General features: G+C 62.1%; 23 protein-coding genes and 1 tRNA gene. 5 read left to right on the forward strand and 19 right to left on the reverse strand.

Annotated elements, in window-relative coordinates:
• The 4 genes from C0V82_RS08590 to C0V82_RS08605 form a co-directional block, all read right to left on the reverse strand.
• A complete protein-coding gene (locus C0V82_RS08590) occupies positions 1 to 1479 on the reverse strand; it encodes an FAD-linked oxidase C-terminal domain-containing protein (RefSeq protein ID WP_102113329.1) in 1479 nt (492 codons plus the stop codon).
• A 79-nt stretch (positions 1480 to 1558) separates the two neighbouring features.
• Positions 1559 to 1933: a hypothetical protein gene (locus tag C0V82_RS08595; RefSeq protein ID WP_102111979.1), complete on the reverse strand. Its 375-nt coding sequence runs from the start codon at positions 1931 to 1933 to the stop codon at positions 1559 to 1561.
• A gap of 295 nt (positions 1934 to 2228) precedes the next feature.
• Complete coding sequence (ykgO, locus tag C0V82_RS08600; RefSeq protein ID WP_029014073.1) at positions 2229 to 2354, reverse strand: type B 50S ribosomal protein L36; 126 nt, start codon at positions 2352 to 2354, stop codon at positions 2229 to 2231.
• A gap of 136 nt (positions 2355 to 2490) precedes the next feature.
• A complete protein-coding gene (locus C0V82_RS08605) occupies positions 2491 to 3450 on the reverse strand; it encodes an SAM-dependent methyltransferase (RefSeq protein ID WP_102111980.1) in 960 nt (319 codons plus the stop codon).
• A 443-nt stretch (positions 3451 to 3893) separates the two neighbouring features.
• Here C0V82_RS08605 and C0V82_RS08610 point away from each other — a divergent pair, with 443 nt between their 5' ends.
• Together C0V82_RS08610 and ggt are read left to right on the forward strand one after the other, a co-directional pair.
• Positions 3894 to 4517, forward strand: coding sequence for a cold-shock protein (locus tag C0V82_RS08610; protein WP_054165749.1), 624 nt, complete (start codon positions 3894 to 3896; stop codon positions 4515 to 4517).
• Positions 4518 to 4964: 447 nt separating this feature from the next.
• Positions 4965 to 6731 (forward strand): gamma-glutamyltransferase, encoded by a 1767-nt coding sequence (ggt, locus tag C0V82_RS08615; protein ID WP_245924043.1) that lies wholly within the window; start codon positions 4965 to 4967, stop codon positions 6729 to 6731.
• A gap of 5 nt (positions 6732 to 6736) precedes the next feature.
• On the opposite strand, the gene C0V82_RS08620 is transcribed toward ggt, so the two are convergent.
• The 12 genes from C0V82_RS08620 to rplU all read right to left on the reverse strand — a co-directional run bounded on the left by C0V82_RS08620 (position 6737) and on the right by rplU (position 18959).
• Positions 6737 to 8425, reverse strand: a complete 1689-nt coding sequence (locus C0V82_RS08620; protein WP_102111981.1) for a methyl-accepting chemotaxis protein — start codon at positions 8423 to 8425, stop codon at positions 6737 to 6739.
• A 151-nt stretch (positions 8426 to 8576) separates the two neighbouring features.
• On the reverse strand, positions 8577 to 9287 hold the full coding sequence (gene trmB, locus C0V82_RS08625) for a tRNA (guanine(46)-N(7))-methyltransferase TrmB (RefSeq protein WP_102111982.1): 711 nt from the start codon (positions 9285 to 9287) through the stop codon (positions 8577 to 8579).
• A gap of 107 nt (positions 9288 to 9394) precedes the next feature.
• Positions 9395 to 10564 (reverse strand): methionine adenosyltransferase, encoded by a 1170-nt coding sequence (gene metK / locus C0V82_RS08630; RefSeq protein ID WP_102111983.1) that lies wholly within the window; start codon positions 10562 to 10564, stop codon positions 9395 to 9397.
• A gap of 150 nt (positions 10565 to 10714) precedes the next feature.
• Positions 10715 to 11164: a helix-turn-helix domain-containing protein gene (locus C0V82_RS08635; protein ID WP_102113331.1), complete on the reverse strand. Its 450-nt coding sequence runs from the start codon at positions 11162 to 11164 to the stop codon at positions 10715 to 10717.
• A gap of 156 nt (positions 11165 to 11320) precedes the next feature.
• Positions 11321 to 12922: an apolipoprotein N-acyltransferase gene (gene lnt / locus C0V82_RS08640; protein ID WP_102111984.1), complete on the reverse strand. Its 1602-nt coding sequence runs from the start codon at positions 12920 to 12922 to the stop codon at positions 11321 to 11323.
• Between the two features lie 54 nt (positions 12923 to 12976).
• On the reverse strand, positions 12977 to 13909 hold the full coding sequence (locus tag C0V82_RS08645) for a hemolysin family protein (protein ID WP_102113332.1): 933 nt from the start codon (positions 13907 to 13909) through the stop codon (positions 12977 to 12979).
• Between the two features lie 13 nt (positions 13910 to 13922).
• Entirely contained in the window at positions 13923 to 14582 is a 660-nt protein-coding gene (gene ybeY, locus C0V82_RS08650; protein ID WP_102111985.1) for an rRNA maturation RNase YbeY, read from the reverse strand.
• Positions 14583 to 14584: 2 nt separating this feature from the next.
• Complete coding sequence (locus tag C0V82_RS08655) at positions 14585 to 15562, reverse strand: PhoH family protein (protein ID WP_188595058.1); 978 nt, start codon at positions 15560 to 15562, stop codon at positions 14585 to 14587.
• Positions 15559 to 16980, reverse strand: a complete 1422-nt coding sequence (gene miaB / locus C0V82_RS08660; protein WP_102111986.1) for a tRNA (N6-isopentenyl adenosine(37)-C2)-methylthiotransferase MiaB — start codon at positions 16978 to 16980, stop codon at positions 15559 to 15561. Before miaB ends, C0V82_RS08655 begins: the two co-directional genes overlap by 4 nt.
• Before the next feature lie 135 nt (positions 16981 to 17115).
• The gene (gene obgE / locus C0V82_RS08665; protein ID WP_102111987.1) at positions 17116 to 18171 is read right to left on the reverse strand and encodes a GTPase ObgE; all 1056 of its coding nucleotides are present in this window, start codon (positions 18169 to 18171) and stop codon (positions 17116 to 17118) included.
• Positions 18172 to 18323: 152 nt separating this feature from the next.
• A complete protein-coding gene (gene rpmA, locus C0V82_RS08670) occupies positions 18324 to 18611 on the reverse strand; it encodes a 50S ribosomal protein L27 (RefSeq protein ID WP_102111988.1) in 288 nt (95 codons plus the stop codon).
• Positions 18612 to 18647: 36 nt separating this feature from the next.
• Complete coding sequence (gene rplU, locus C0V82_RS08675) at positions 18648 to 18959, reverse strand: 50S ribosomal protein L21 (protein WP_054165740.1); 312 nt, start codon at positions 18957 to 18959, stop codon at positions 18648 to 18650.
• Positions 18960 to 19303: 344 nt separating this feature from the next.
• Between rplU and C0V82_RS08680 the strand changes: the two genes are divergently transcribed.
• A tRNA-Ser gene (locus tag C0V82_RS08680) sits at positions 19304 to 19393 on the forward strand.
• Positions 19394 to 19515: 122 nt separating this feature from the next.
• Here C0V82_RS08680 and C0V82_RS08685 read toward each other — a convergent pair.
• Positions 19516 to 20169, reverse strand: a complete 654-nt coding sequence (locus tag C0V82_RS08685; protein ID WP_158659813.1) for a hypothetical protein — start codon at positions 20167 to 20169, stop codon at positions 19516 to 19518.
• 341 nt (positions 20170 to 20510) lie between these two features.
• Between C0V82_RS08685 and C0V82_RS08690 the strand changes: the two genes are divergently transcribed.
• Positions 20511 to 20954, forward strand: coding sequence for a LexA family protein (locus C0V82_RS08690; protein WP_102111990.1), 444 nt, complete (start codon positions 20511 to 20513; stop codon positions 20952 to 20954).
• Between the two features lie 5 nt (positions 20955 to 20959).
• Positions 20960 to 22234, forward strand: a complete 1275-nt coding sequence (locus C0V82_RS08695) for a Y-family DNA polymerase (RefSeq protein WP_102111991.1) — start codon at positions 20960 to 20962, stop codon at positions 22232 to 22234.
• 35 nt (positions 22235 to 22269) lie between these two features.
• Here C0V82_RS08695 and C0V82_RS08700 read toward each other — a convergent pair whose 3' ends face one another.
• Entirely contained in the window at positions 22270 to 22728 is a 459-nt protein-coding gene (locus tag C0V82_RS08700; RefSeq protein WP_102111992.1) for a type II toxin-antitoxin system VapC family toxin, read from the reverse strand.
• On the reverse strand, positions 22725 to 23471 hold the full coding sequence (locus C0V82_RS08705; RefSeq protein ID WP_158659814.1) for a hypothetical protein: 747 nt from the start codon (positions 23469 to 23471) through the stop codon (positions 22725 to 22727). Before C0V82_RS08705 ends, C0V82_RS08700 begins: the two co-directional genes overlap by 4 nt.
• Positions 23472 to 23478 lie beyond the last annotated feature (7 nt).

Below are 23478 nucleotides of genomic sequence, written 5' to 3' on the forward strand. Positions count from 1 at the left end.
TCAGAAACGGGGCAAATCCGGGAAAGGCAATTGCCCACCCTCCACCCGCATCCAGCCATGATCGGCGCAGCGATGCAGGGTGGGGAACAGCTTGCCGGGGTTCATCAGACCGTTGGGATCAAACGCGCATTTCAGGCGCGTCTGCTGTTCCAGGTCGTCCTCACTGAACTGATCCGGCATCAGGTCGCGTTTCTCAATCCCCACCCCATGTTCGCCGGTCAGCACCCCGCCCACCGCCACGCACAGGCGCAGGATGGCGGCCCCGAACGCCTCCACCTTCTCCAGCTCCCACGGCTTGTTGGCATCGAACAGGATCAGGGGGTGCAGATTGCCGTCGCCGGCATGGAAGACATTGGCGACGCGCAGGCCGAATTCCCCCTCCATCTCCGCCATGCGGGCCAGGACCTGGGGCAGTGCCTTGCGCGGGATGGTGCCATCCATGCACATGTAATCGGGGCTGATCCGGCCTACAGCGGGAAAAGCGGCCTTGCGCCCGGCCCAGAAGGCCAGCCGCTCCGATTCGCTGTTGGAAATCCGTGGCGGGCGGCCCCGGTGCGCGGTCGTAATCTCCGCGACCTGCGTGATCAGGGCATCCACCTCCGCCGCCGGCCCGTCCAGCTCCACGATCAGCAGCGCCTCTACATCGCGGGGATATCCGGCCTTCACGAAATCTTCCGCCGCATGGATGGCAGGGCGGTCCATCATCTCCATGCCGGCCGGGATGACACCGCCTGCGATAATGGCAGCCACGGCGTCGCCGGCATCCACCGTCCGGTCAAACCCAACCAGCAGGGCACGGGCTACCGCCGGCTTGGGCAGGATGCGCACCGTCACTTCCGTGACAACACCCAACAGCCCTTCTGACCCGGTAATGATACCCAGAAGGTCGTAATGCCCCGAATCGAGATGCTTACCGCCCAGGCGCAGCACCTCGCCTTCCATAGTGACGAATTCGACGCCCAGCAGGTTGTTGGCGGTCACCCCATATTTAAGGCAATGCACGCCCCCGGAATTTTCCGCGACATTGCCGCCGATGGAACAGGCGATCTGCGATGACGGGTCGGGTGCGTAATAAAAGCCACGTTCGCCCACCGCCTGACTGATGGCCAGATTGGTCACACCCGGCTGCACCACGACGGCGCGGTTGTCGTAATCGATCTCCAGAATGCGCGACAGTTTCGTCAGAACCAGCAGCACCCCGTCGGCCAGCGGCAGCGCCCCGCCAGAAAGGCCGGTGCCCGCCCCGCGCGGCACCACCTTCACCCCCATCGCGTGACAGATGCGCAGCACAGCTGCCACCTCCGCCGTGTTGCGCGGCAGGACAACCAGCATCGGCATCTGGCGATAGGCGGTCAGCGCGTCGGTGTCATAGGCACGCAGCGACGCCTCATCCGCGATCACGCCGCCGGGCACGGCCTCACGAAGCCGGCGCAGCAGTTCGGTGCTCCTTGAGAGGGCGATGGGTTCGGGGGCGGGCATCACGAGCATGGCGGGCCTTCAAAGGCTGGACCACGGCCAGGATGGCTCAAACGTCAGCGCAACGGCAAGGCTATGCAGGTCAGTTGGTCAGTCCGGCATGCTTGGCCAGACTGATCATCTGACCCCAACCAGGACCGGCCCAAATGGAATGCATCATTCGGTGCCGGTTGTTCGGTATCATCCGTCCACCTTCTGCGTCTGACGTGATGGACAGCACGCAACCGGGATAGCCGTTGGCGTTGGAACCAAAGGAAAAGCTGACTTCAATGACTTCCCGCCCCTCCGCGTTCCTGCTGGGCTTCTCCTGCATGCCCAGAAAAGGCATGGCCGACACGCGACCAGCGCAATCCCCCGTCTCCCGTAGCAGCAGGGGCGTCTCGCCCGAATCCATCAGGGTCCATTCACGGCTGTTGTTGTGGCTGACCACAGCGGTTACGTGTTCCGTCTGGGTCACGCACCATTGGTTCGTCCCGAGATAGCAGGTGATCATTGGCGATGTCGCCCGGCTGTCGGGAGCAGCCATACACAACAATGGCAGCAGCAGGCCCAGTTTTGCTGCCGATGTCGATATTCGTTTCATGATGCCCACCGGGGATTGTTCACCGAACTGGAAGGTGGAGCACCGATGTGGCATTCCCAAGGCGGGGTCGGGGAGATGCGAAACCCCCAAACGCGAAAACCGCGCCGAAAGGCGCGGTTCCTGCCCGCCGGGACTTTTACATCCCGGCGCAAACCAAATCAGCGTGACCTCAGCCTTGACGGGCCTTGAAACGCGGGTTCAGCTTGTTGATGACGTAGACACGACCCTTGCGGCGGATGACGCGGCAAGCCTTGTGGCGGGTCTTCATCGACTTCAGCGAATTCACGATCTTCATGATAAGCACTCTGGCGCTGGAGGCGTTCTTTGCGAGGCGCGGAACATAGTCGCGGGTTGCCGCCCTGTCAACCGGACAGGCGCATTACCCGATGCAACCCCCTCCCGCGCTGCAAAAACCGGGCTTTTCGGCCCCGTCAGGTCAGTTCGGCGGGTTTCAGGGCATAGAATCGATAGTAACGCAGCCCCGACGACAGGGCCGCCACACGCCGGGCCCACATCTCCACCTCCTCCACCACCGCCAGCTTGGTGTCGTGATCCATGCTGACTGTCTCCAGATGCTTCACCAGTTCCTGGATGGCCGTCAGAATCAGGGCACGGTGCGTGTCGGTATTATCCTCAGTGATGCGGATATCGAGGTTCCGCTGAGCCAGGGCACCCGCATATTGCTCCACGGTCCAAGGGGCGGGCTCCACCGGCTCCGCATGGATCCAGCCGTCAAAATCCCGGCCCCGTGCGTGGCCGGGATCAATCACATAATCCGTGAACAGCAACTGCCCCCTGGGTTTCAGGACGGCCTCGATACTGTCGATCAGCTTGTCCTTGTTGCGGATCATGTAAAAGGTCTCTTTAGAGAAAATAGCGTCGACCCGCTTGGTCCAGACGAAATTCTCCAAATCCGTAGACATGACCGGCGATTGCCGGGCCAGGCCCGATTTCTGGGACCGGAACATCCCGGCCTCGGCCAGAACGGGATTGCCTTCCAGGCCGGTGACCCAGGTGCCGTACTGCTTGGCCATAGCGCGCGTGGCACCGCCCAGACCAGCGCCGATATCCAGCACACTCATGGCCGGGTTAAGGCCCAGCGGCTTCACGATGGTCGGAATGAACTCATCCCCACCGGGGGAGGAAAAGCCGGGACCCCAGATTTTCTCCACCACCTCGATACGGGTGGCGGTCCACAGCGGCTTGCCCTTGCGGTTCATATGCTTGCCGTCGCCGGCCTGCAGGGCCCCAGAACCCGCCGCGGCAGCCGCAGCTTCCTCGGCCGCCTCGCGGCGGCGGCGCTGGACGTCATGGCCTTCCCACCACGCCAGGAATCGATCCTTCAGCGTGGGGGCGACCGTTTCGTCTTCGGTGCTGCGGGTAGCGGCCATGCGTCCGTTACGGTGCCTTGCCTGTTGCGACACAAGGGAGATTACCTCTTATGCGTTTCAGGGGAAACAGTCTTGGCGAGGGCTGTTGCACGGATTGTGCAAGCCGAAACAGGCAGCTCTAATAGCCCGCCAACAGAAGAACGGGCACTAGCCCTGGTATTTCCCGTGCCAGACATGGAAAAAGCAGCCCGGATTGCGCACCAAATGCCACTTTCCGGCCATGCGGTCCTTGCGTGGGCGGGCCGCCAGCCCTGCTATCATTCGGTAACAATCGACGGCTTTGATAGTGCATCCGGTCAATATCCAGTGTAGGGTCATGGTGGGATGGCTGCTGGACCGGCCCACGCGGATGTACTTTCCGCGCGGCGCTGAACCGTGTACTGTCCTTGCAGCCGGTTTCCCGGTGAAGTTCCCTACACTATGACAGTCGAGTTCGAGACCACATGTACGAGCGCCGTTCTCCGCAGAGCCCGCAGATCACCCGCCGGAGCGTCACCGCCACGGTCAAATGGTATAACCCCACGAAGGGCTTCGGCTTCGTGACCCTGTCCGATGGGTCGCCCGATGCCTTCCTGCATGCCTCGGTCGTCCAGGCCGTTGGTCATGACGCCCTGGCCGATGGCACGACCATCGTCTGCGATCTGTCGCAGGGTCAGAAGGGTCCGCAGGTCGCTTCGATCCACAGCGTCGATACGTCGACGGCTCAGCCGGCCCGTCGTGGTCCGGGTGGTCCGGGTGGCGGCGACCGCTTTGGTGGCGGCGGTGATCGCTTTGGCGGCGGCGACCGCTTCGGCGGCGACCGTTACGGCGACAGCCCGCGCCCGCCGCGCGTTGCCCGCAGCTTCGACAACGGCCCGTCGGAAACGATCGAGGGCGTGGTGAAGTTCTTCAGCGCCGACAAGGGCTTTGGTTTCGTGACGCCGGACGGCGGTGGGAAGGACGTGTTCGTCCACATCACCGCTCTGGAGCGTTCGGGCGTCCGTTCGCTGACCCCGGAACAGCGCGTGCGTCTGCAGACCAGCATGGGCCAGAAGGGCCCGCAGGCCAACCGCGTCGAGATCCTCTGATCTCTGATCCGCGTTTGACCTGACGCTCTTGCGTCACGTGGTTGAAGGTTTGGCAGCGCTGCCCAGCGGGGCGGCGCTGCCGGCCTTTTTTCCGTTTCAGTGCTTTCCCGTTAATTCGTTTTCTGCTTACGGCTCGAACTCGAAGTACGCTTGAAGGACTATGGTGGGGCTGTTTACGGTTTGCCGGAAACAGCTGCGGCGGCGACCACGCCGTGCCGCGTGGGCAGCGTTATCCCGAACTGGGGATGCAACAGCAGCGCCTGAGGACAATAAATTGGGCGGGCCCTTTGCGGCCCGCTTCCGATTCTGGGGTCGATGGCGCTTGGCCTCCCCTTGGGCGGCGATGGCCGCCATAGCAGCGGTCAAAAATTCCCGTTCCCGGTTTAAGCCCTTGCCATCGCCTATTCCACCGGGTGACCATGTGAAAAACTGGCCCCGGACAGGCACATGCGATCCAGACATCTCCCGCTGTTCACCCGCCGTTTGGTTACGGGTCTGCTGACCCTGTGCCTGACGGCCCCCGTCGCCCTGGCACAACAGGCACCGGAGCCGGCCTCCGCCGCCAAGGTCAAGGAACTGGTCACCGCAAAGCGCCACATGGTGGTGGCTGCCAATCCGCTGGCGGTGCAGGCGGGACTGGAGATTTTGCGGCAGGGCGGTACTGCGGTGGATGCGGCGGTGGCTGTACAGGCCGTGCTGGGTCTGTCGGAGCCGCAATCATCAGGCATGGCGGGCGGTGCCTTCATGCTGCTGGCGGAACCGGGCGGCAAGCTGACGACCTATGATGGCCGGGAGGTGGCGGGCGCCGCCGTCACGCCCACTCTTTTCATCGGGGCCGATGGCAAGCCCATGCCATTCCTGGACACCCTGCCCCAGGGCCGCGCCGTGGGCGTGCCGGGCGTCGTCGCCATGCTGGCGCAGGCCCATGCCGCCCACGGCAAGCTGCCCTGGAACAACCTGTTCAAGCCCGCCATCGATCTGGCCGATGCCGGCGTGCCCGCCTGGCCCCGCATGGTCGGCGTGCTGACCGAATGGCAACGCATGCTGGGCAAGGCGCCGGACCTGCAGCGCGTCTATTACCGTGAGGGCGGGCGTCCGCCGGCCCTGGGTGAACGCATCCCCATGCCGGAGCAGGCGTTGAGCCTGCGCCTGTTGGCGGCGGCGGGACCCGACGCTTTCTATCGCGGTCCCATCGCCAAAGCCATTGTCAGCCGCCTGCAACAGGCAGCCGGCGACAGCGGCACGCCCGTCCTGACCCTGGAGGACATGGCCAATTACAAGGCGGTGGAGCGGGACGGCATCTGCATGCCCTACCGCGTCTGGAAGGTCTGCGGCATGGCCCCGCCATCGGCGGGTGGCGTTGCGATTCTGCAGATACTGGGCATGCTGTCGCACTATGATCTGCGCGCCATGGGCAAGGATGATCCCAAGGCTTGGCACCTGCTGATGGAGGCCAGCCGCCGCGCCCATGCCGACCGGGAGGCGCATGTGGGCGACCCGGACAAGGTACCGGTTCCCACCCGTGGCCTGATTGATGCTGGTTATATCGGCAGCCGCGCCGCCGGGATCGACCCCGCCCGCGCCGCCACAGGCCCCGTACCGCCTGGCGAGCCACCCTTCCGCACCGGCGCACTGTTCCCCGCCGCCGATGGGCCGGACATCCCCTCCACTACGCATTTCTCCATCATCGATGGTGAGGGGCGGATGGTGTCGATGACCAGTTCGGTGGAGTTCGCCTTCGGTTCCGGCCTGATCGCCGGTGGCTTCGTGCTGAACAACCAGATGACGGATTTCACCTTCGTCCCCACCAAGGACGGGAAGCCCGTCGCCAATGCACCGGGGCCGGGCAAGCGCCCGCGTTCCTCCATGGCGCCGACGGTGGTGTTTGATCAGAAGGGCAATCCCGTGCTGGCCGTCGGCTCCCCCGGCGGCACTGCCATCATCGGCTATGTGGCCGAAGCGCTGGTGGCCATGCTGGATTGGGACCTGGACCCACAGGCCGCGGTAAACCTGCCCATCCTGCTGAACCGCAATGGCGCCACGCAGATCGAATCGGCACCCGCCGCCGACAACCTGGCCAGCGCACTGACGGCCATGGGCCATCAGGTGAAGCGTGAGAACGTCAACAGCGGCATCCACATCATCCGCGTCACCCCAGCTGGCATTCAGGGCGGCGCCGACCCCCGCCGCGACGGCATCGCGGCGGGGGACTGACCCTATTAAGCAGCAATAATGGTCTTCACGAAACGATCAACCTCGGTGTTCAGCACCACTGACTGACGGGTCACGTCGGACGCCGTGCCATGCACGGTGGCAGCGGCACCACCGGTATTTGCCGCCGCCTGACTGACCCCCTGCACCGCATCGCAGACGGCCTGAGTGCCGTTGGCGACATCCTGAACGGTGCGAGCAATTTCATTGGTGCTGGCCTGCTGCTCCTCAATGGCGGCGGCCAGCGCTGTGGTGATCTCCCCAATCTTGTCGATGGTGTTGGCGATGCGGGCAATGGCGGTCACGGCAGCCGCAGTCTCCCGCTGGATACTCGACACCTGCGAGGTGATATCCTCCGTCGCCTTGCCCGTCTGCATGGCCAAGGCCTTCACCTCCGACGCCACCACAGCAAAGCCCTTACCGGCCTCCCCTGCCCGCGCCGCCTCAATGGTGGCGTTCAGCGCCAGGAGGTTGGTCTGCGCCGCGATACCCTGGATCAGCCCGACAACTTCAGAAATACGGCCAGCGGCACCTTGCAGGCCATCCATGGTGCGGCTGGTCTCACCCGCATCCTCAACGGCAGCACGGGCGACATTATTCGCCTCCACCACCTGACGCGCGATTTCCGCGATGGAGGCATTGATCTCCTCCGTTGCGGCAGCAACGCTCTGCACGCCAGCAGCACTTTCGTCCGACGCGCTGGCCACTTCGGCGGCCTGGGTCGCTGCGGCCTTGGCGGCACCGGTCAGACCCTCGGCGCTATCGCGCATATCCTGGGCCGACCGGGCCAGCGCCGTTGAAACCTCGCCCAGCTTGGAGGCGAAATCATTGGTCAGCTTCTCCAGCCGGCGCTGACGCTCCTCCTTGGCGGCCTGTTCGGCCTTCTGGGCTGCTTCCAGGCGCTTGGCTTCGGCCAGACCGCGCTTGAACACATCCAGCGCATCGGCGATCTGCCCGATCTCATCCTCGCGACCGGTTTCAGGCACCTGGGCAGACAGATCGCCATTGGCCATCTGACGCACGGTCCCCGTCACGGAAACCAGCGGACCTGTGACCTGACGCGACACCAGCCACATCGCAAAGGCGACGGACCCAAGGATGCCGATAGCTGCGATGGTCAGCATGGTCATCCGTTCGCGGTCGGCGAAACTGTCCAACTCACCGATGACGGTCTTGACGCGGGAAACCTGCTGTTCCGACAGCGCCACCATGGACTTGTTGAAGGCCTGACGGTTGGCGCGGTTGGCGTCATTGTCGCCATAGGTGCGGGCTGATGCCGCGCCTTCCGTCTGTCCCAGACGAATCAACTCGCGGCGGAAGGTCACGAATTCACGGCCCTTGGCAACCGCCTCATCCATGGCGGCCTTCTGGGCACCCTGGGCCAGCGCCTGATACTCGCCCAGACGCTTGTCCAGCAGATCCAAGCTGGCCGTCATCGGCTTGGCGAACTTCTCAACCTCGGCAGCGTCGCGGGCCATGTAGATGCCGCGGCTATCCATCACAATCGCGTTGATCAGGCCATTGATCTGTTCGGACAGGACGGCACGCTGGGTGTCGCGGCCCATCCGCTCCACCTCACCCTGATAGACCGACATGGCGGACAAACCCATCACGGCCATGATGATCGCCACCAACGCCAGCATGCCCATGGCGAGGTTGACCTTCATCCCGATGCGCAGGTCGCGGAGCTGTTTCATTCATTCCTCCCCTACCGTCTGAACGGCGCCGGGCCGTTTCACCCGGAACAAAAATCATAGGGTCGGAATAATGGCCTGGAGCTGTGCGAATTTAACGGGTCCAAATGGTTAGGTACTGCTAAAGTCGCGGGCATCCACTCAGCAATAAAGGTTAGGTTGCCCTGCTCTTGCGAATGAACCGCAAGAACATCGGGACACGACCGGCATCTAGTGCCTTTTTCTCATATCGTGTCTGGGGCCAGTCTTCGGGGCGGATACGCCAGTCTTCGGCAGTCCTGGCCGTCCATTCAAAATCCGGATAGCGCCACGTATGTTCCAGCATCCAGCGCTGCAACTGCGGATCATCCGACGCGATACGCAGCTCTGCCCCATCCTTGAGCACGCGGGCCAGACGCGGCAGATTGACCGGCCCGATGAACCGGCGAAACGCATGGCGCGCCTTGGGCCAGGGGTCGGGGAACAGCACAAAGGCACGGCCCACCGACGCGTCAGGCAGCGCGTCCAGGATGGGACGCGCATCGTCGGGAACGACGCGGATATTAGTCTGGCCGGCCTCCGCCACATGCTTCAGCAGGGACGAGACGCCATTGATGAAAGGCTCACAGCCGATGAAGCCGATATCGGGATTGCGTTCCGACTGCCAGGCCAGGTGCTCTCCCCCACCGAAGCCAACCTCGAACCACAGGTCGCGTTTGGGCGTGTCGAACAGGCTGGCAGGGTCCAGACGGTCCCCCTCCGCCGGCACCGTCAGCTTCATCTTCGGCAGCAGCGTCTCCATCACCTCCAACCGCTGCTTGCGCAGGGGACGGCCCAGACGGCGGCCATAGAGAACCTTGCGGTGGGGGATGCTGTCCTCGGACATGATGCGACTCGGATCGTTCAAGCAGATGGGCGGAATAGCAAACGGCCCGCCGGGTAGGCGGGCCGCTGGCAATATGGTGCCGGGCGGACACAAGCCGCCCGAAAGGATCAGGCGCCAAACGCCGACTTCAGATCGGCAACCAGATCAGTCTTCTCCCAGCTGAAGCCGCCATCGGCATCCGGCTCGCGACCGAAATGGCCATAGGCCGCCGTGCGGGCATAGATGGGACGGTTGAGCTTCAGATGCTCACGGATGCCACGCGGGGACAGGTTCATCAGCTGGCGCAGCACGTCGGACAGCTTGTCCTCATCCACATGACCGGTGCCGGCCGTGTCGATATAGACCGACAGCGGGTGTGAAACACCGATGGCGTAGCTGAGCTGGATGGTGCACTTGTCAGCCAGACCGGCAGCAACAACGTTCTTGGCCAGATAGCGTGCAGCGTAGGCGGCGGAACGGTCAACCTTGGTCGGGTCCTTGCCGGAGAAGGCGCCGCCGCCATGCGGTGCGGCCCCGCCATAGGTGTCCACGATGATCTTGCGACCAGTCAAACCGGCGTCACCGTCGGGACCGCCAATCACAAACCGCCCCGTCGGGTTCACATAGAACGCTTCTTCCGGGCACATCCAGCCTTCGGGCAGAATATCGAGGACATGCTTGCGGGCTGTCTCGCGGATTTCTTCCTGGCTCACCGTCTCGGAATGCTGCGTGGACAGAACCACGGAGGTGGCACCCACCGGCTTGCCATCGCGGTACTGGAGCGAGAACTGGCTCTTGGCATCAGGGCCCAGCCAAGGGGTCTCACCCGAGTGACGCACTTGGGCCAGATTCTTCAGCAGTTGATGGCTGTAATAGATCGGTGCCGGCATCAGGGCAGGCGTCTCGGTGCAGGCGTAACCGAACATGATGCCCTGGTCGCCCGCACCCTCGTCCTTATTGCCGGCGGCATCAACGCCGACGGCGATGTCGGCGGACTGTGCGTGCAGATGCACGGCAACCTCGGCTGTGGCCCAATGGAAGCCCTTCTGCTCATAGCCGATGTCGCGGACAGCCTCGCGGGCCACTTCCTCGACCTTCTTCAGCAGGCTGCCGGGGCCACGCACTTCACCCGCGATCACGATACGGTTAGTCGTGGCAAGCGTCTCGCACGCCACGCGAGCGACGGGGTCTTCCGCCAAGTAGAGATCGACGACAGCGTCGGAGATACGGTCACAGACCTTGTCCGGATGACCTTCGGACACGGATTCGGACGTAAAGACGTAGTTCGACTTGGCCACTTGGGTCGCCTCAGCTGATCTGTTTCCGGGCATAAAAAAAACACGCCGCCCCAGAGCAAATGGGGCCGCGTGTTTGTCGCAATCTTTTAGAGAAGGGTCAAGGGTGCAGGCGAAGGTCTAACCGAACAGTACGCCACCCCTTGCATCCGATCAGCCGGCGTCGGCAGGTCCGGCGACGGCCTTCGTCAACTCGAAGATGCGCTTGCGCACGGCCGGATCGGTAATCCGGTAATAGGCGCGCACAAGTTCCAGCGTCTCACGCTTGGCCATCGGATCGGGTTCGCCCGCCTCAGGCATCGGCGTCGGGGCCGGATTGGGCGAGCCATCGGGATGCGGCATGTCGTCAAAGAAGAACGACACTGGCACATCCAGAACGCGACTGAGATCGAACAGGCGGGAAGCGCCGATGCGGTTGGCACCACGCTCATATTTCTGGACCTGCTGGAACGTCAGGCCAATGGCCTCACCCAGCTTTTCCTGGCTCATGCCCAGCAGGGTACGACGCAGACGCACACGCGTGCCGACATGGACATCAATGGGATTCGGCTTGCCGAGCTTGGGTCGACCGCCACCACGACGGCCACGGGTTTCAGTTTGCATGCGGACAACCTCCAGAATGGCGTTATCTCGATCCTGCGACATACGTTTGCATGTCGTCAAGCGATTAACCTCTATTCTTTGGTATGCTGCACATCCATATCTGTATCCAGCAGGACATATGCACGCATCGTCCCAAAACTCACTGTGAAGCTAGCATCAGGCCGTTATCTGACGGCGCGCCTTCACGACGATGGCCAGTAACAGACCCAGCCAGATCAGGGCGGGGACTAGATCGCCAAAGTCTGCATACAATGGCACGAAAACGGCGCGCTGAGGTAGTGAAATATCCAGATTTCCGCTATCGCCGAGCGGTACGCTGCCCCTGACCCGCCCGTATGCATCGATAACACCCGAGATGCCGGTGTTGGCGGCGCGTACCAGGGGCACACCTTCTTCCACCGCCCGCACGATAGTAATGGCAAAATGCTGGTGGGGTCCTGCGGTCTGTCCATACCAAGCATCATTGGTCACGTTGAGAAGCCAATGTGGACGCTCACCACCCCGTGGCATGACGGCACCGGGAAAGATCACCTCATAACAGATCAGGGGGCTGGCCGCGGGCGCACCAGGCAGTGTGAGAGATTGCGGACCGGGACCCGCAGAGAAATCGGCCCCCGCCGCCACGGCCTTCATGCCCTTGGGCAGCAGGGCACGCAGCGGCAAATATTCGCCAAACGGCACCAAGTGAAACTTGTCGAAACTGGCTGCAACATGTCCACCCTGGGTCAGGGCGAAAAGGCTGTTGAAATACACATAATTGCCGGCAGCATCAGTGGCCAGCCGGTTACCGCCGGTAATTAAAGCACCACCCGGCGGTGCTATCTGTGTCAAAAGCCGGGTCAGCGGCTGCTGATCGGCATTTGAACTGTCAGAAGACAGGAAATAGGGCACCGCCGTTTCCGGCCAGATGACATGGGTGATGCGGTCCCATCCCTCCGCACCGGACATGGAAATCAGGTGGCGCAGATTGTTGATCTTCGCCTCTTCCTTCCATTTCAGTTCCTGCGGAATATTGGGCTGCACCACACGCAGCATGACGCCCGGCACATCGCCCAGCCCCTGCCCCGCCATCCGCCAGCCACCCCAGCCGGCCACCAGGGCCAGAACAGCCACACCGGCCAGGGCCGGTCGCCAGGAAGGCCTTGGCCCCGCCAACGTCGCTGGCAGTGACGCTACCAGGACCGTCAGCAGCGACAGGCCATAGATGCCGGCCACAGACGCAAACTGAAGCACCGGCAGGATCGGCACCCAGCCATAACCCAGAAGGTTCCAGGGGAAGCCCGTGAAAAGATGCCCGCGCGCATATTCTACGGCAACCCAGGCCAGCGCCAGGGCCACTGCTTCCGCCCACCCCGTCAGGCCGAACCGCCGGCGGGCCCAGCCAAAGGCGGCGGTGCCGGCACCCAGGAACAGGCCGAGCAGCGCCGGCAGCCCCAACAGGGCAAAGGGCAGCATGAACCAGAAGCGACCGATATCGGTGAACAGCGCCGCACTGATCCAGTACAGGCCCGGTACGTGATGGCCAACGCCAAAGGCAAAGCCGATGGCAAAGTCAGTCCGGCCCCGATCCGATCCGCGCAACAGCCAGATCAGTAGCGGAAAGGCCAGCCACAGCAGGGGCAGGATATGGGCCGGCGGCAGCGCCAAGGTCGCCACTGCACCGGCCAGCGCGGACAACCCCAACCGCCGCCACCCCCGCAAATCGGTGACCCGACAGGCCAGTATGGCGAGACGGGGCGAAACGGCTGGTTGGGTCATAAGACTATCCGGAGAGGGGGTGGAGACGCGCAAACCTGCGGATCAGGGCAGGCGTCACCCAACCGCCCGCTGGGGCTCGTCCGCATCATCGTCCTTGTTCGTGACGAGATTGTGGACGCGCAGCATCTTAATGCGGCGCGGATCGGCATCCAGAATTTCGAAAGCCAGCCCGCCCGGATGCTTCAGCACCTCACCGGGCGAAGGCACGCGACCAGCCATGGCAAAGACCAACCCGCCCAGCGTGTCGACATCCTCCAACTCATCCGCGTCGAAATAGCGACCCAGCTGCGCCTCGAACTCTTCCACCGGGATACGGGCATCGACATCGACGGTACCGTCGGCGCGCGGGGTCAGCGCGCTTTCCTCGGCATCATCATGCTCGTCCTCAATCTCGCCCACGATCTCTTCCACCAGATCTTCGATGGAAACCAGACCGTCGATGCCGCCAAATTCATCGACCACCAGCGCCAGATGCTGGCGCTTCTGCCGCATCTTCAGCAGCAGGTCGAGAACGGGCATGGAGGGGGCGACGATCATCACCTCACGGGTGATGGCCTGCATGTCAAAGTTGCGGGCACCGGCCACACAGGCCAGCACGTCCTTGATATGGACCATGCCAACCACGTCATCCAGCTCTTCCCGGTACACGGGCATGCGGCTGTGCGCTTCCTCAGAGAAACGCTTGATCAGGTCGGGCAGGGTAATGTCCATGGGCACGCCGACAATATCGGCACGCGGCACCATGGCATCAGCCACGGTGCGATGGCGCAGCTTCAGGATATTGGCGAGCAGTGCTCGCTCTCCCTCCGCCATGGAGGGCTCCTTGGGTCCCGTCTCCTCGATCAATTCCTCAATCGTGTCGCGCAGCGTGTCACCGCCGCGTACCCCGAGGATTGACCGCAGCCAGCCACGCAGGTGCTGGGCGAGGGTTCCATTTTCTTCCGCCCCGTCTTCGCGGGGCGATCGACTGTCGCTGAGGTCGGCCATCATCTTTCTGGGGTTAAGGGGACGGGTCCGGGGACGGGTCCCCCGGGTCATCAGGCGCACGGTGTCCTTCCGGCAGCCCGGCATAGGGGTCGGCGATACCAAGCCCCGACAGAATCTGGGTTTCCAGCCGTTCCATCTGTTCGGCCTCGGAATCCTCAATATGGTCGTAACCCAGGAGATGCAGAACGCCGTGGGTCACCAGGTGGGCCAGATGGTCGGCAAAGGCCTTGCGCTGCTCACGCGCCTCGCGTTCCACCGTTTCAAACGCCAGAATCACATCGCCCAATATTACAGGAACCGGGGCCTCTGGCGACAGGAATTCCACGTCGCCGCCATCAGGCTCGTCGCCGAGCTCTTCTTGGTCCTGTTCTTCGTCCACATGATCCTCATCCTCGCCCTCTTCATCGCCGCCATCGGCGTAGAGCGCAAAGGACAGGACGTTGGTAGGCTTATCCTTGCCGCGATAATTCTTGTTCAGTTCCTGAACCGTATCGTCATCGGCCAGGATTACCGACATCTCGACGGGGCCTTCGGGAAGCCAGTCCGGGTCCTGAGCATGCGCCGCAGCCAGGGCGGAGCGGGCTGACCGCTCACACAAGATTTCCACGCCGGCAACTGACGCTTCCCAGCGCTCATCCTCAATGGACAGCGCGATCTCGACACGATCCGGCATGTTCACGCCCCTTCCCGCGCCCGGTCGGCGGCGTCATAGGCCCGAACGATGCGGCCCACCAGCGGGTGGCGCACGACATCCTGGTCGGTAAACTCCACGAACGACACACCCTCTACCCCGCGCAGGATGGTCAGTGCCTCGCGCAGGCCGGATTTCTGCCCGGTGGGCAGATCGATCTGGGTCACGTCACCCGTCACCACCATGCGGCTGCCCTCACCCAGGCGGGTCAAGAACATCTTCATCTGCATGGGCGTGGTGTTTTGCGCCTCGTCCAGGATGACGAAGGCATGGGCCAGCGTGCGCCCGCGCATAAAGGCCAGCGGCGCCACCTCGATAACACCCGTCTCCAGACGCTTGGTCACCTGATCCCCCGGCAGCATGTCATGCAGCGCGTCATAGAGCGGGCGGAGGTAGGGATCGACCTTCTCCTTCATGTCGCCGGGAAGGAAACCCAGACGTTCCCCCGCCTCCACGGCGGGACGTGACAGGATGATGCGTTCGATGGAACCCTGCATCAGCAGGCTGACGGCCTGCGCCACCGCCAGATAGGTCTTGCCCGTGCCGGCAGGACCCAACCCGAACACCAGCTCGCTTTCGGCCAGCGCCTCCAGATACCTTGCCTGTGTGCCGCTCCGTGGGGTGATGGTTCGCCGCTTGGTCTTCAGGCCGGCGCGCGGGTCCGATAGTTGGGCCAGGGCATTGCCGCTGGTCTGCACATCGGCACTGATGGCCAGACGGGCGGCGGCATCCACCTCCCCCGGCCCCACGGGCATGCCGGCCTTCACCCGGTCCCACAGGGCCAGGATGGCGGCACGCGCTGCCTGCGCCGATTCGTCTTCACCCGCGATCAACAGGATATTGCCACGCGACATCAACCGCGTGCCCGTCTGCTTTTCCAGCCGTGTCAGGAACTGACCATGCTCCCCGAACAGCAGCGGCAGCAGGCGGTTATCGTCGAACGACAGTTCCAGATTGATCAAGCGTGTACCTCCACCGCCCGGCTGGCGGCCTGGGTCATGGTCTCACCGGTCACGACATGGCCGGACAGGCTGTTGGCGTAGGCGCCGGTGATATGCACCTCCACCATCTGGCCCATCAAGCGGGCAGGCGCCTGCACATAGACCGACTGCATATAGGCGCTGCGGCCCAGCAGCTGCCCCTCCAGCTTGCCCACCCGGTCAAACAGCACCGACAGGGTGCGGCCAATCATGGTCTGGTTGAAGGCCACCTGCTGGGCGTTCAGCAATTGCTGCACCGCCTGCAACCGCTCATCCTTCACCTTCTCATCCACCTGCCGGCCTTCCAGCGTTGCGGCGGGGGTGCCGGGACGGGCGGAATATTTGAAGCTATAGGCCTGGGCAAAGCCGATATCGGTGATCAGGCGCAGGGTGTCAGCAAAGTCCTGGTCCGTTTCACCGGGGAAGCCGGTGATGAAATCCGACGACAGGGCCAGATCGGGCTGGCGCGTGCGCAACCGGTCGATCAGGCGGCGGTAATCATCGCCCGTGTGCTTGCGGTTCATGGCCGCCAGGATGCGGTCGCTGCCCGACTGTACCGGCAGATGCAGGAACGGCATCAGTTGCGGCACCGTCCCATGCGCGTCGATCAGGTCATCATCCATGTCGCGCGGATGGCTGGTGGTATAGCGGATACGCGCCAGCCCATCGATCTCCGCCAGGGCGCGGATCAGCCGGCCCAGACCCCAGGCCTTGCCGTCCGGCCCCTCACCATGGAACGCGTTCACATTCTGGCCCAGCAAGGTGATTTCCCGCACGCCATGCGACACCAGTCGCTTGGCCTCGTTCAACACCTGGGCCACGGGCCGACTATATTCCGACCCGCGCGTATAGGGGACCACGCAGAAGGTGCAGAACTTGTCACAGCCTTCCTGCACCGACAGGAACGCCGCCGGCCCCTGCGGCTTGGCGCTTTCCTCGGGCAACAGGTCGAACTTGCTCTCAACCGGGAAGTCGGTATTCACCACGCCACCGGCCCCGCGCACCGCACGCGTCACCATTTCGGGCAGCTGGTGATAGGTCTGGGGCCCGAACACCATGTCCACATGGGGCGCGCGCATCATGATCTCCGCGCCCTCGGCCTGTGCCACGCAGCCGGCCACGGCCACCACCATGCGCCCGCCGTCCGCCGCCTTCTCATTCTGAAGGTGCCGGATGCGCCCCAGCTCGGAATAGACCTTCTCCGACGCCTTCTCGCGGATGTGGCAGGTGTTTAGGATCACCATGTCGGCGCCGTCGGGCGTATCCGTCGGCTCATAGCCCAGCGGCCCCAGGACATCGGCCATACGGTCGCTGTCATAGACATTCATCTGGCAGCCATAGGTCTTGATGAACAGCTTCTTCTTCAACGCCGTCACCCCGAAACCGGGGCCTTTCCGCATGACAAAGGGCACGGGATGGCAAAGGCCAGCCGTTTAACCGGTGCAAGATAGGGATGTTTGGCGGTGAGTCAACGCCGCAGCACGGATGGGCGGGGGCGATGGGGGTGCATGGGGGATGTTTGCCACCCCCGCCACTCACTCCTCAATCGGCCGATACCGCGCCCGATAGGCCGCCTCTTCGGCCGCAATGCCTTCTTCGGCGCGGCCTTCCTTGATGATGTTCAGCAGGGCGTAGAGCACTTCCTGCACGCCCTCGCCCGCCGCACCTGACATCACGAAGACGGGCTTCTTGGCCGACCGGCGCAGCTTGGTGCGCTTGAACTCGATCTCCTCCTCGGTCAGGGCGTCGACCTTGTTCAGGACGACGATTTCCTTCTTGTCGGCCAGGCCGCCGCCATACATGCGCAACTCGCGGCGGATGGTGCGATAAGCGAGCTGCACATCTTCCTGCGTGCCGTCGATCAGGTGCAGCAGCACGCGCGTGCGCTCCACGTGGCCCAGGAAGCGGGTGCCCAGGCCGTGGCCTTCGTGTGCGCCCTCGATCAGGCCCGGAATATCAGCGATGACGAATTCTTCCTCACCGGCCTTCACAACACCCAGATTGGGCACCAGGGTCGTGAAGGGATAATCGGCGATCTTGGGCCGGGCGCGGCTGACAGCGGCCAGGAAGGTGCTTTTGCCGGCATTGGGCAGGCCCAACAGGCCGGCATCGGCGATCAGCTTCAGACGCAGCCAGACCCAGCGTTCTTCCCCCGGCCAGCCGGGGCCGAAATTGCGGGGGGCGCGGTTGGTGCTGGTCTTGAAATGCTCGTTCCCGTAACCGCCATCACCGCCCTTCAGCAGCACGATGCGCTGGCCGGCCTCGGTCATGTCGGCGATCACCGTTTCCTGATCCTCGTCCAGCACCTGGGTGCCCACCGGCACGCGCAGCACCACATCGGCACCACGGGCACCGTTACGGGACGAGCCCATGCCATGGTCGCCCTTCTTGGCCTTGAAATGCTGCTGATAGCGATAGTCGATCAGGGTGTTCAGGCCGTCCACAGCCTCAATCACCACATCGCCGCCACGCCCGCCATTGCCGCCATCCGGCCCGCCGAAGGGGATGAACTTCTCGCGCCGGAACGCCACTGCACCCGGGCCGCCATCACCGCTACGCAGGTAGATCTTGCACTGATCAAGGAACTTCATGGCGGCACCGACTTTACAACAGAAACGGGAGGCACACAGGACGGCGCCCGGCGCCTGAGGGCGCAAAACAACTCAAAACAAATCGGGGGAACGGTTGCCCGCTCCCCCGACCCGTCACATTCCGAACATCGGCCAAGGGCCAACGACAGACCTTACTCGGCGGCAACCGCCGGCTCGTCATCGAAGCTGACTTCGTTGACGGCGACGAAGGTGCGACCCTTCAGGCCGGTCTTGAATTCGACATTGCCGTGAACCAGCGCGAACAGCGTGTGGTCCTTGCCGATGCCGACATTTTCACCAGCATGGAACTTGGTACCGCGCTGACGGACCAGGATGTTGCCGGCCAGAACCAGCTCACCGCCGAAGCGCTTGACGCCCAGACGGCGGCCAGCGGTATCGCGACCATTGCGGGACGAACCGCCTGCCTTTTTATGTGCCATGGATCTAACTCCTTAACTGAAGCTTCAAAAAGGCGCTCAGGCCTGGATACCGGTGATGCGCAGCACCGTCACTTCCTGACGATGGCCGTTCTTCCGGCGGTAGTTCTGGCGGCGCTTCTTCTTGAAGATGATGATCTTGTCGTTGCGATCCTGGGCGACAACGTCAGCCGTGACGACAGCGTTGGCGATCAGGGGCGTACCGACAGTGGTGGTGCCCTCGTTGCTGACCAGCAGGACTTCGTCCAGCTTCAGGGAGGCGCCAGCCTCACCGGCCAGCTTCTCAACCCGAATGACGTCGCCGGCCGCGACCTTGTACTGCTTACCGCCGGTGCGGATGACTGCGAACATTCTAACCACCACTTCTTAAAGATCCGGGAACCCCCGCCAATGGGATGGCCCCTTCCATTCTGCCGCAAAAAGGAATACGGCAGCCAAAGAGGCTCCGTTTCCAGAGGCGGCGGAATATACCTGTCCGAGACGGGCTGTCAACCAGGAACAGACTCTTTTCCTTGGGCTTTCGCCCCCCGCGCCCTGCAAGGGTGGGGTCCATCCGCCGCATGGAGTTGCTTATATATTGTATGAGCGCGATGAAAAAGGACTGTTGCATCCCACGAACGGTTTGTGTAGGTTCCGCGCCACTTCGCCAGGGCGCCCCGGTCGACCACCGGAAATCATGCGCGGCGAGGTCATGCGGAGAGGTGGCGGAGTGGTCGAACGCGTCGGTCTCGAAAACCGAAGTACCCGCAAGGGTACCGTGGGTTCGAATCCCACCCTCTCCGCCATTCCATCCCCGTAAGCCTTTGATTTATCAGGAAATGCACACTGCATTTCTTTGGCTTCCCCACATTTTTCCCCACACCTCATATCGGATTGGGGCGGCTGTGGGCGGACACGCGCGAACGGTTCAGGTATGGGAGCGTCGCCTCCCCCTTGCCCGGCTCCATCGTGCTTCCATGCGTAGGATGACTTCCTCTAGCTCCCCTTCCGCTTCTATCTCCAGGGTGAGAATGCGCTCTACGGCGGCATTATAGGTTCGCCAGTGCATGCCCTTGGGCTTTTTGGGGATCGGGGACGCCATGCCGGGATCGCCCCCCAACTTCTTACGCAGCTTGTTGGCAGTATGCAGGGGGAGTAAGTGCTCCCGTTCCAACTGTGACTGATAGCCCAGCCGGTAACAGTGCCGACAGGCAAACAGCTTTCCGGCTCCGTAGAGCTTCGCCACCCGCTTTCCGCAATATTGCCCACCTGAAAAGCAGACGCAGCGGAACCATGGGCGGGAGCCTCCATAGCGGCACGCGGTCCAGTCTATGGGCACCCGCTGTTCCACCGGCTCCCAATCCCCAAAGCCGGGACGGTATTTGTAAATCAGCACAATCTCGGATTCGTTCGCGCGCTGTTGAATGGTTGCCGTGGTGCCATCCTGATAGGACCATTGCCACGTCCCCCAATAGCCAGGGCGAAGGGACCCGGCCCGGTGTAGCTTCATCACGTCAAGCGTGCGGCTGCCTTCAACGGTGCCGGCTACCCGGTTATGCCCCCCTGAACCAAACCCACCCATGATGCCCTCGCGGATTTTGCCGAAATCCCTTGGCAATTATACCCGCCTTTGATCGTCACGGACACAGTAAGTATAGCAAGAACAATATGTTAGGTAGTCCGTGGAATATCCGCCATCGGCCATATCATCCCCATAAAGCCTTGATCTTTTAGGGCATTGCAAAACTGACTTGGTCAGTGCCAACAGCCCGACGGCGGCATGGGCGGGAATTGCCATGTCGCGTCCGCGCGTTCCCCGCTTTCAATGCATGACGGGGTAAAGGTGACGCACATAGGGGTATAGATCGCCCAATTGCAGATTGTTCTTTTTTTGTTCTATCGTGTGCCATCGCATAGAGGTGCATGATGGAATATCACGACATCGCCCAGCGTCCCCCGCTGTGCCCGGTTCCTGTCTTTCAACAGCGTGTCGGGGCAGGCTTTCCGTCACCGGCTGCTGACTATGCGGAAGGGCGGTTGGATTTTAACCGGTTGCTGGTGCATCGCCCGGCATCAACCTTTGCCGTTCGCATCACGGGAACATCCATGGTCGGGGCCGGCATCGTTGATGGTGGGATGGTGGTGGTTGACCGTTCGGTGAAGCCGGTTCCCGGAAAGGTCATTGTTGCCATTGTGGACGGAAGCCTTGTTGTGAAGCGGCTGCGTAAGGATCGTGACGGCTCTATATATCTGGACAGTCACCCCGCCCCCGGACATGAGGACATGCACCCGCCCATCCGCATTGGGGATGGAATGCAGTTTGAGGTGTGGGGCTGTGTCACGTCGGCAATCACCTTCATGGCGTGACGCCCATGTATGCGCTGGTAGACGGCAATAACTTCTATGTGTCGTGCGAGCGGGTGTTTGATCCCCGGTTGCGCGGGGTGCCTGTCGGGGTGCTGTCAAACAATGACGGCTGTTTCGTCGCGCGGTCGGATGAATTGAAGGCGCTGGGCGTGAAGATGGGGCAGCCCGCCTTTCAGGTGCGCGACCTGTTGCGCGCCAACCGGGTTAAGGTGCTTTCATCCAACTACACGCTTTATGGCGATATGAGCGGGCGGGTTCTGGACACGTTGCGGGAATTGGTCCCCGACGTGGAACCGTACAGCGTTGACGAATCATTCCTAAACCTTGCGGGGTTCGATCACTGGAACCTGTCCGACCTGGGTAGCGGCATCCGGGAAACCGTGCGCGACTGGACCGGCATTCCGACTTGTGTCGGGATCGGCCCTACCCGCACCCTGGCAAAGCTGGCGAACCATGCCGCCAAGAAACGGCTGTTGAATGACAGGGGCGTTTGCGACCTGTCACCGCCCGATATCCGGGCTGGGCTGCTGTCGCGGATTGCCGTTGGTGAGGTGTGGGGAATCGGGCCGGCTTCACAGGTGAAGTTGAATTATATCGGGATCAGGACAGCGGCGGACCTTGCCCAGATGGATCGGCGGCACGCGCGCGACCTGTTATCCGTCACCGGGCAACGCATCGTTGATGAATTGCGCGGGGTGGATTGCGTGCATCCCGACATGGTCCAGAAGGACCGCAAGGGGCTTGCCGTGACGCGCGCATTCGGTGCCCCGGTGTGCGAACGGGGGCAGATGGATGAAGCTGTCACCGCCTATGCCACGCGCGTTGCGGAAAAACTGCGGGATGCCGGCATGGCGACAATGTCGGTTCAGACCTTCATCCATACCAACCGGTTCAAGGACAGCGACGCGCAATATAGCAATGCCGCTACCGTCACGCTTGCCGACGCCACAGCGGACACGCTGGCGATTGTCAGGGCCGCGCGGGAATGCCTTTCCCGCATCTGGCGGGATGGATACCGCTATTCCAAGGCGGGCGTATTGCTTGACGGTCTGGTGAAGCCGGAAGCGGCACAGCCCAGCCTGTTTGACGCCACCCCGGACAAGGCACGGTCACAGCGGCTTATGCAGGCCCTGGATAGCGTGAATGCCGCCCATGGTCGCGGTTCCCTGCAACTGGCGGGGGCTGGCATCCCGCGTCAAAGGCAATGGTCCGCACGCTTTGACCTGCGAAGCCCAAGGTGGACGACGTGTTTTGAGGAATTGCCGATGGCGCGGGCGTAAGGGAATTTCGCCACCAGTACGCGCGCCCACCTCATTCAGACTAACAATCTTCGCTGAGTGGGAATTGGAGGCTGCCTAACGATTATACGGGGTTGGCCGAAATGACCTGACTTAGCAATAAACCCTTCGTCAAATGTCTCGATTATCGGTACACCGGCTTCCATTGCTGTTGCAGCATGAATAGCATCCTTCGGCTTTATCCCAATATCCCAAACTAACGTCTGGGCTTCCTCAGATATTGAGCGACTTACGTTTCGTACCCTGATAAATGAACGCCGAAAGAACCGTCTGACGATGTCAGCTCGATCTTTCGGAATCTGTCGCTCACCTCGCAGCCAAAGACATTCAGCTATCGTCAACGCCGACGTTATGATCACGACTTCACCTTGATCCGCACGATCTAGCGTTCCGTGGCAAAGCTGCACACGCCCCTGCTCCTCTTGGAAATAGGCGAGGAAAGTTGCGCTATCCCAATAAACAAGTTCAATTGTCATGCATCGAACCTCAGAATACCGCGAACATCATTTAATGTCGGCAAGGTTGTGTCATCTTCCAGGGGAGTAATTTCGGCAACCTCAATACTAATAGGTTTTCCGTTCTTGCGATAATGTATAGTTCCGGAGAGCTCAACTCGCTGTCGAAAATTCTCGAATGCCTTCTTCAGTAAATTTTCAGATACGATGCACCTAACAGTCTGCCGGAGATAGGGATCGCGAACCGTTAAATTCAACGCGCCACGATCCTGAATAGCTTCTAATTTCCCTTCAATTGTACCAAAATCGTGATAGTCAACATTCCAATCATCTCTAATCAAGTTGGCTATTTCTTTGTTTAGTTCAGTCGGCGCTCGCTTAACCCACAAACGGATTGGAACAGTCCTTGTTCTGTCAATTATGGTCGCGTCCGCCAAGTTTCTAAGATGCTTAAGCGCGGCATCTGATAGCCCGGCTCCGGTCAAGTCACCGACCGACAGTTGCTTAATGCCCGACTCGGCTTTAGCGTAGACTGCATGCACTGCTTCAATGGACGTGTTCGGCGCAGGATCAACACCAATTAAATGGCTACCTTCGCGGAGGCGAACAATCCAGTCCGGGCCCGACTCGTCTGCCGTAATCGACCGACCGATCTCCTCCACATATCCAAAAAATGCGCGCGCTACCGCCATGAACCTTTCGGGCGACAGGTTCACAGCGACCTCAAGGGTCAAATCACTCGGTATCTGATCCGGCGTAGCCATAAGCAGC

Source organism: Niveispirillum cyanobacteriorum, assembly GCF_002868735.1.
GTDB classification, from domain to species: domain Bacteria; phylum Pseudomonadota; class Alphaproteobacteria; order Azospirillales; family Azospirillaceae; genus Niveispirillum; species Niveispirillum cyanobacteriorum.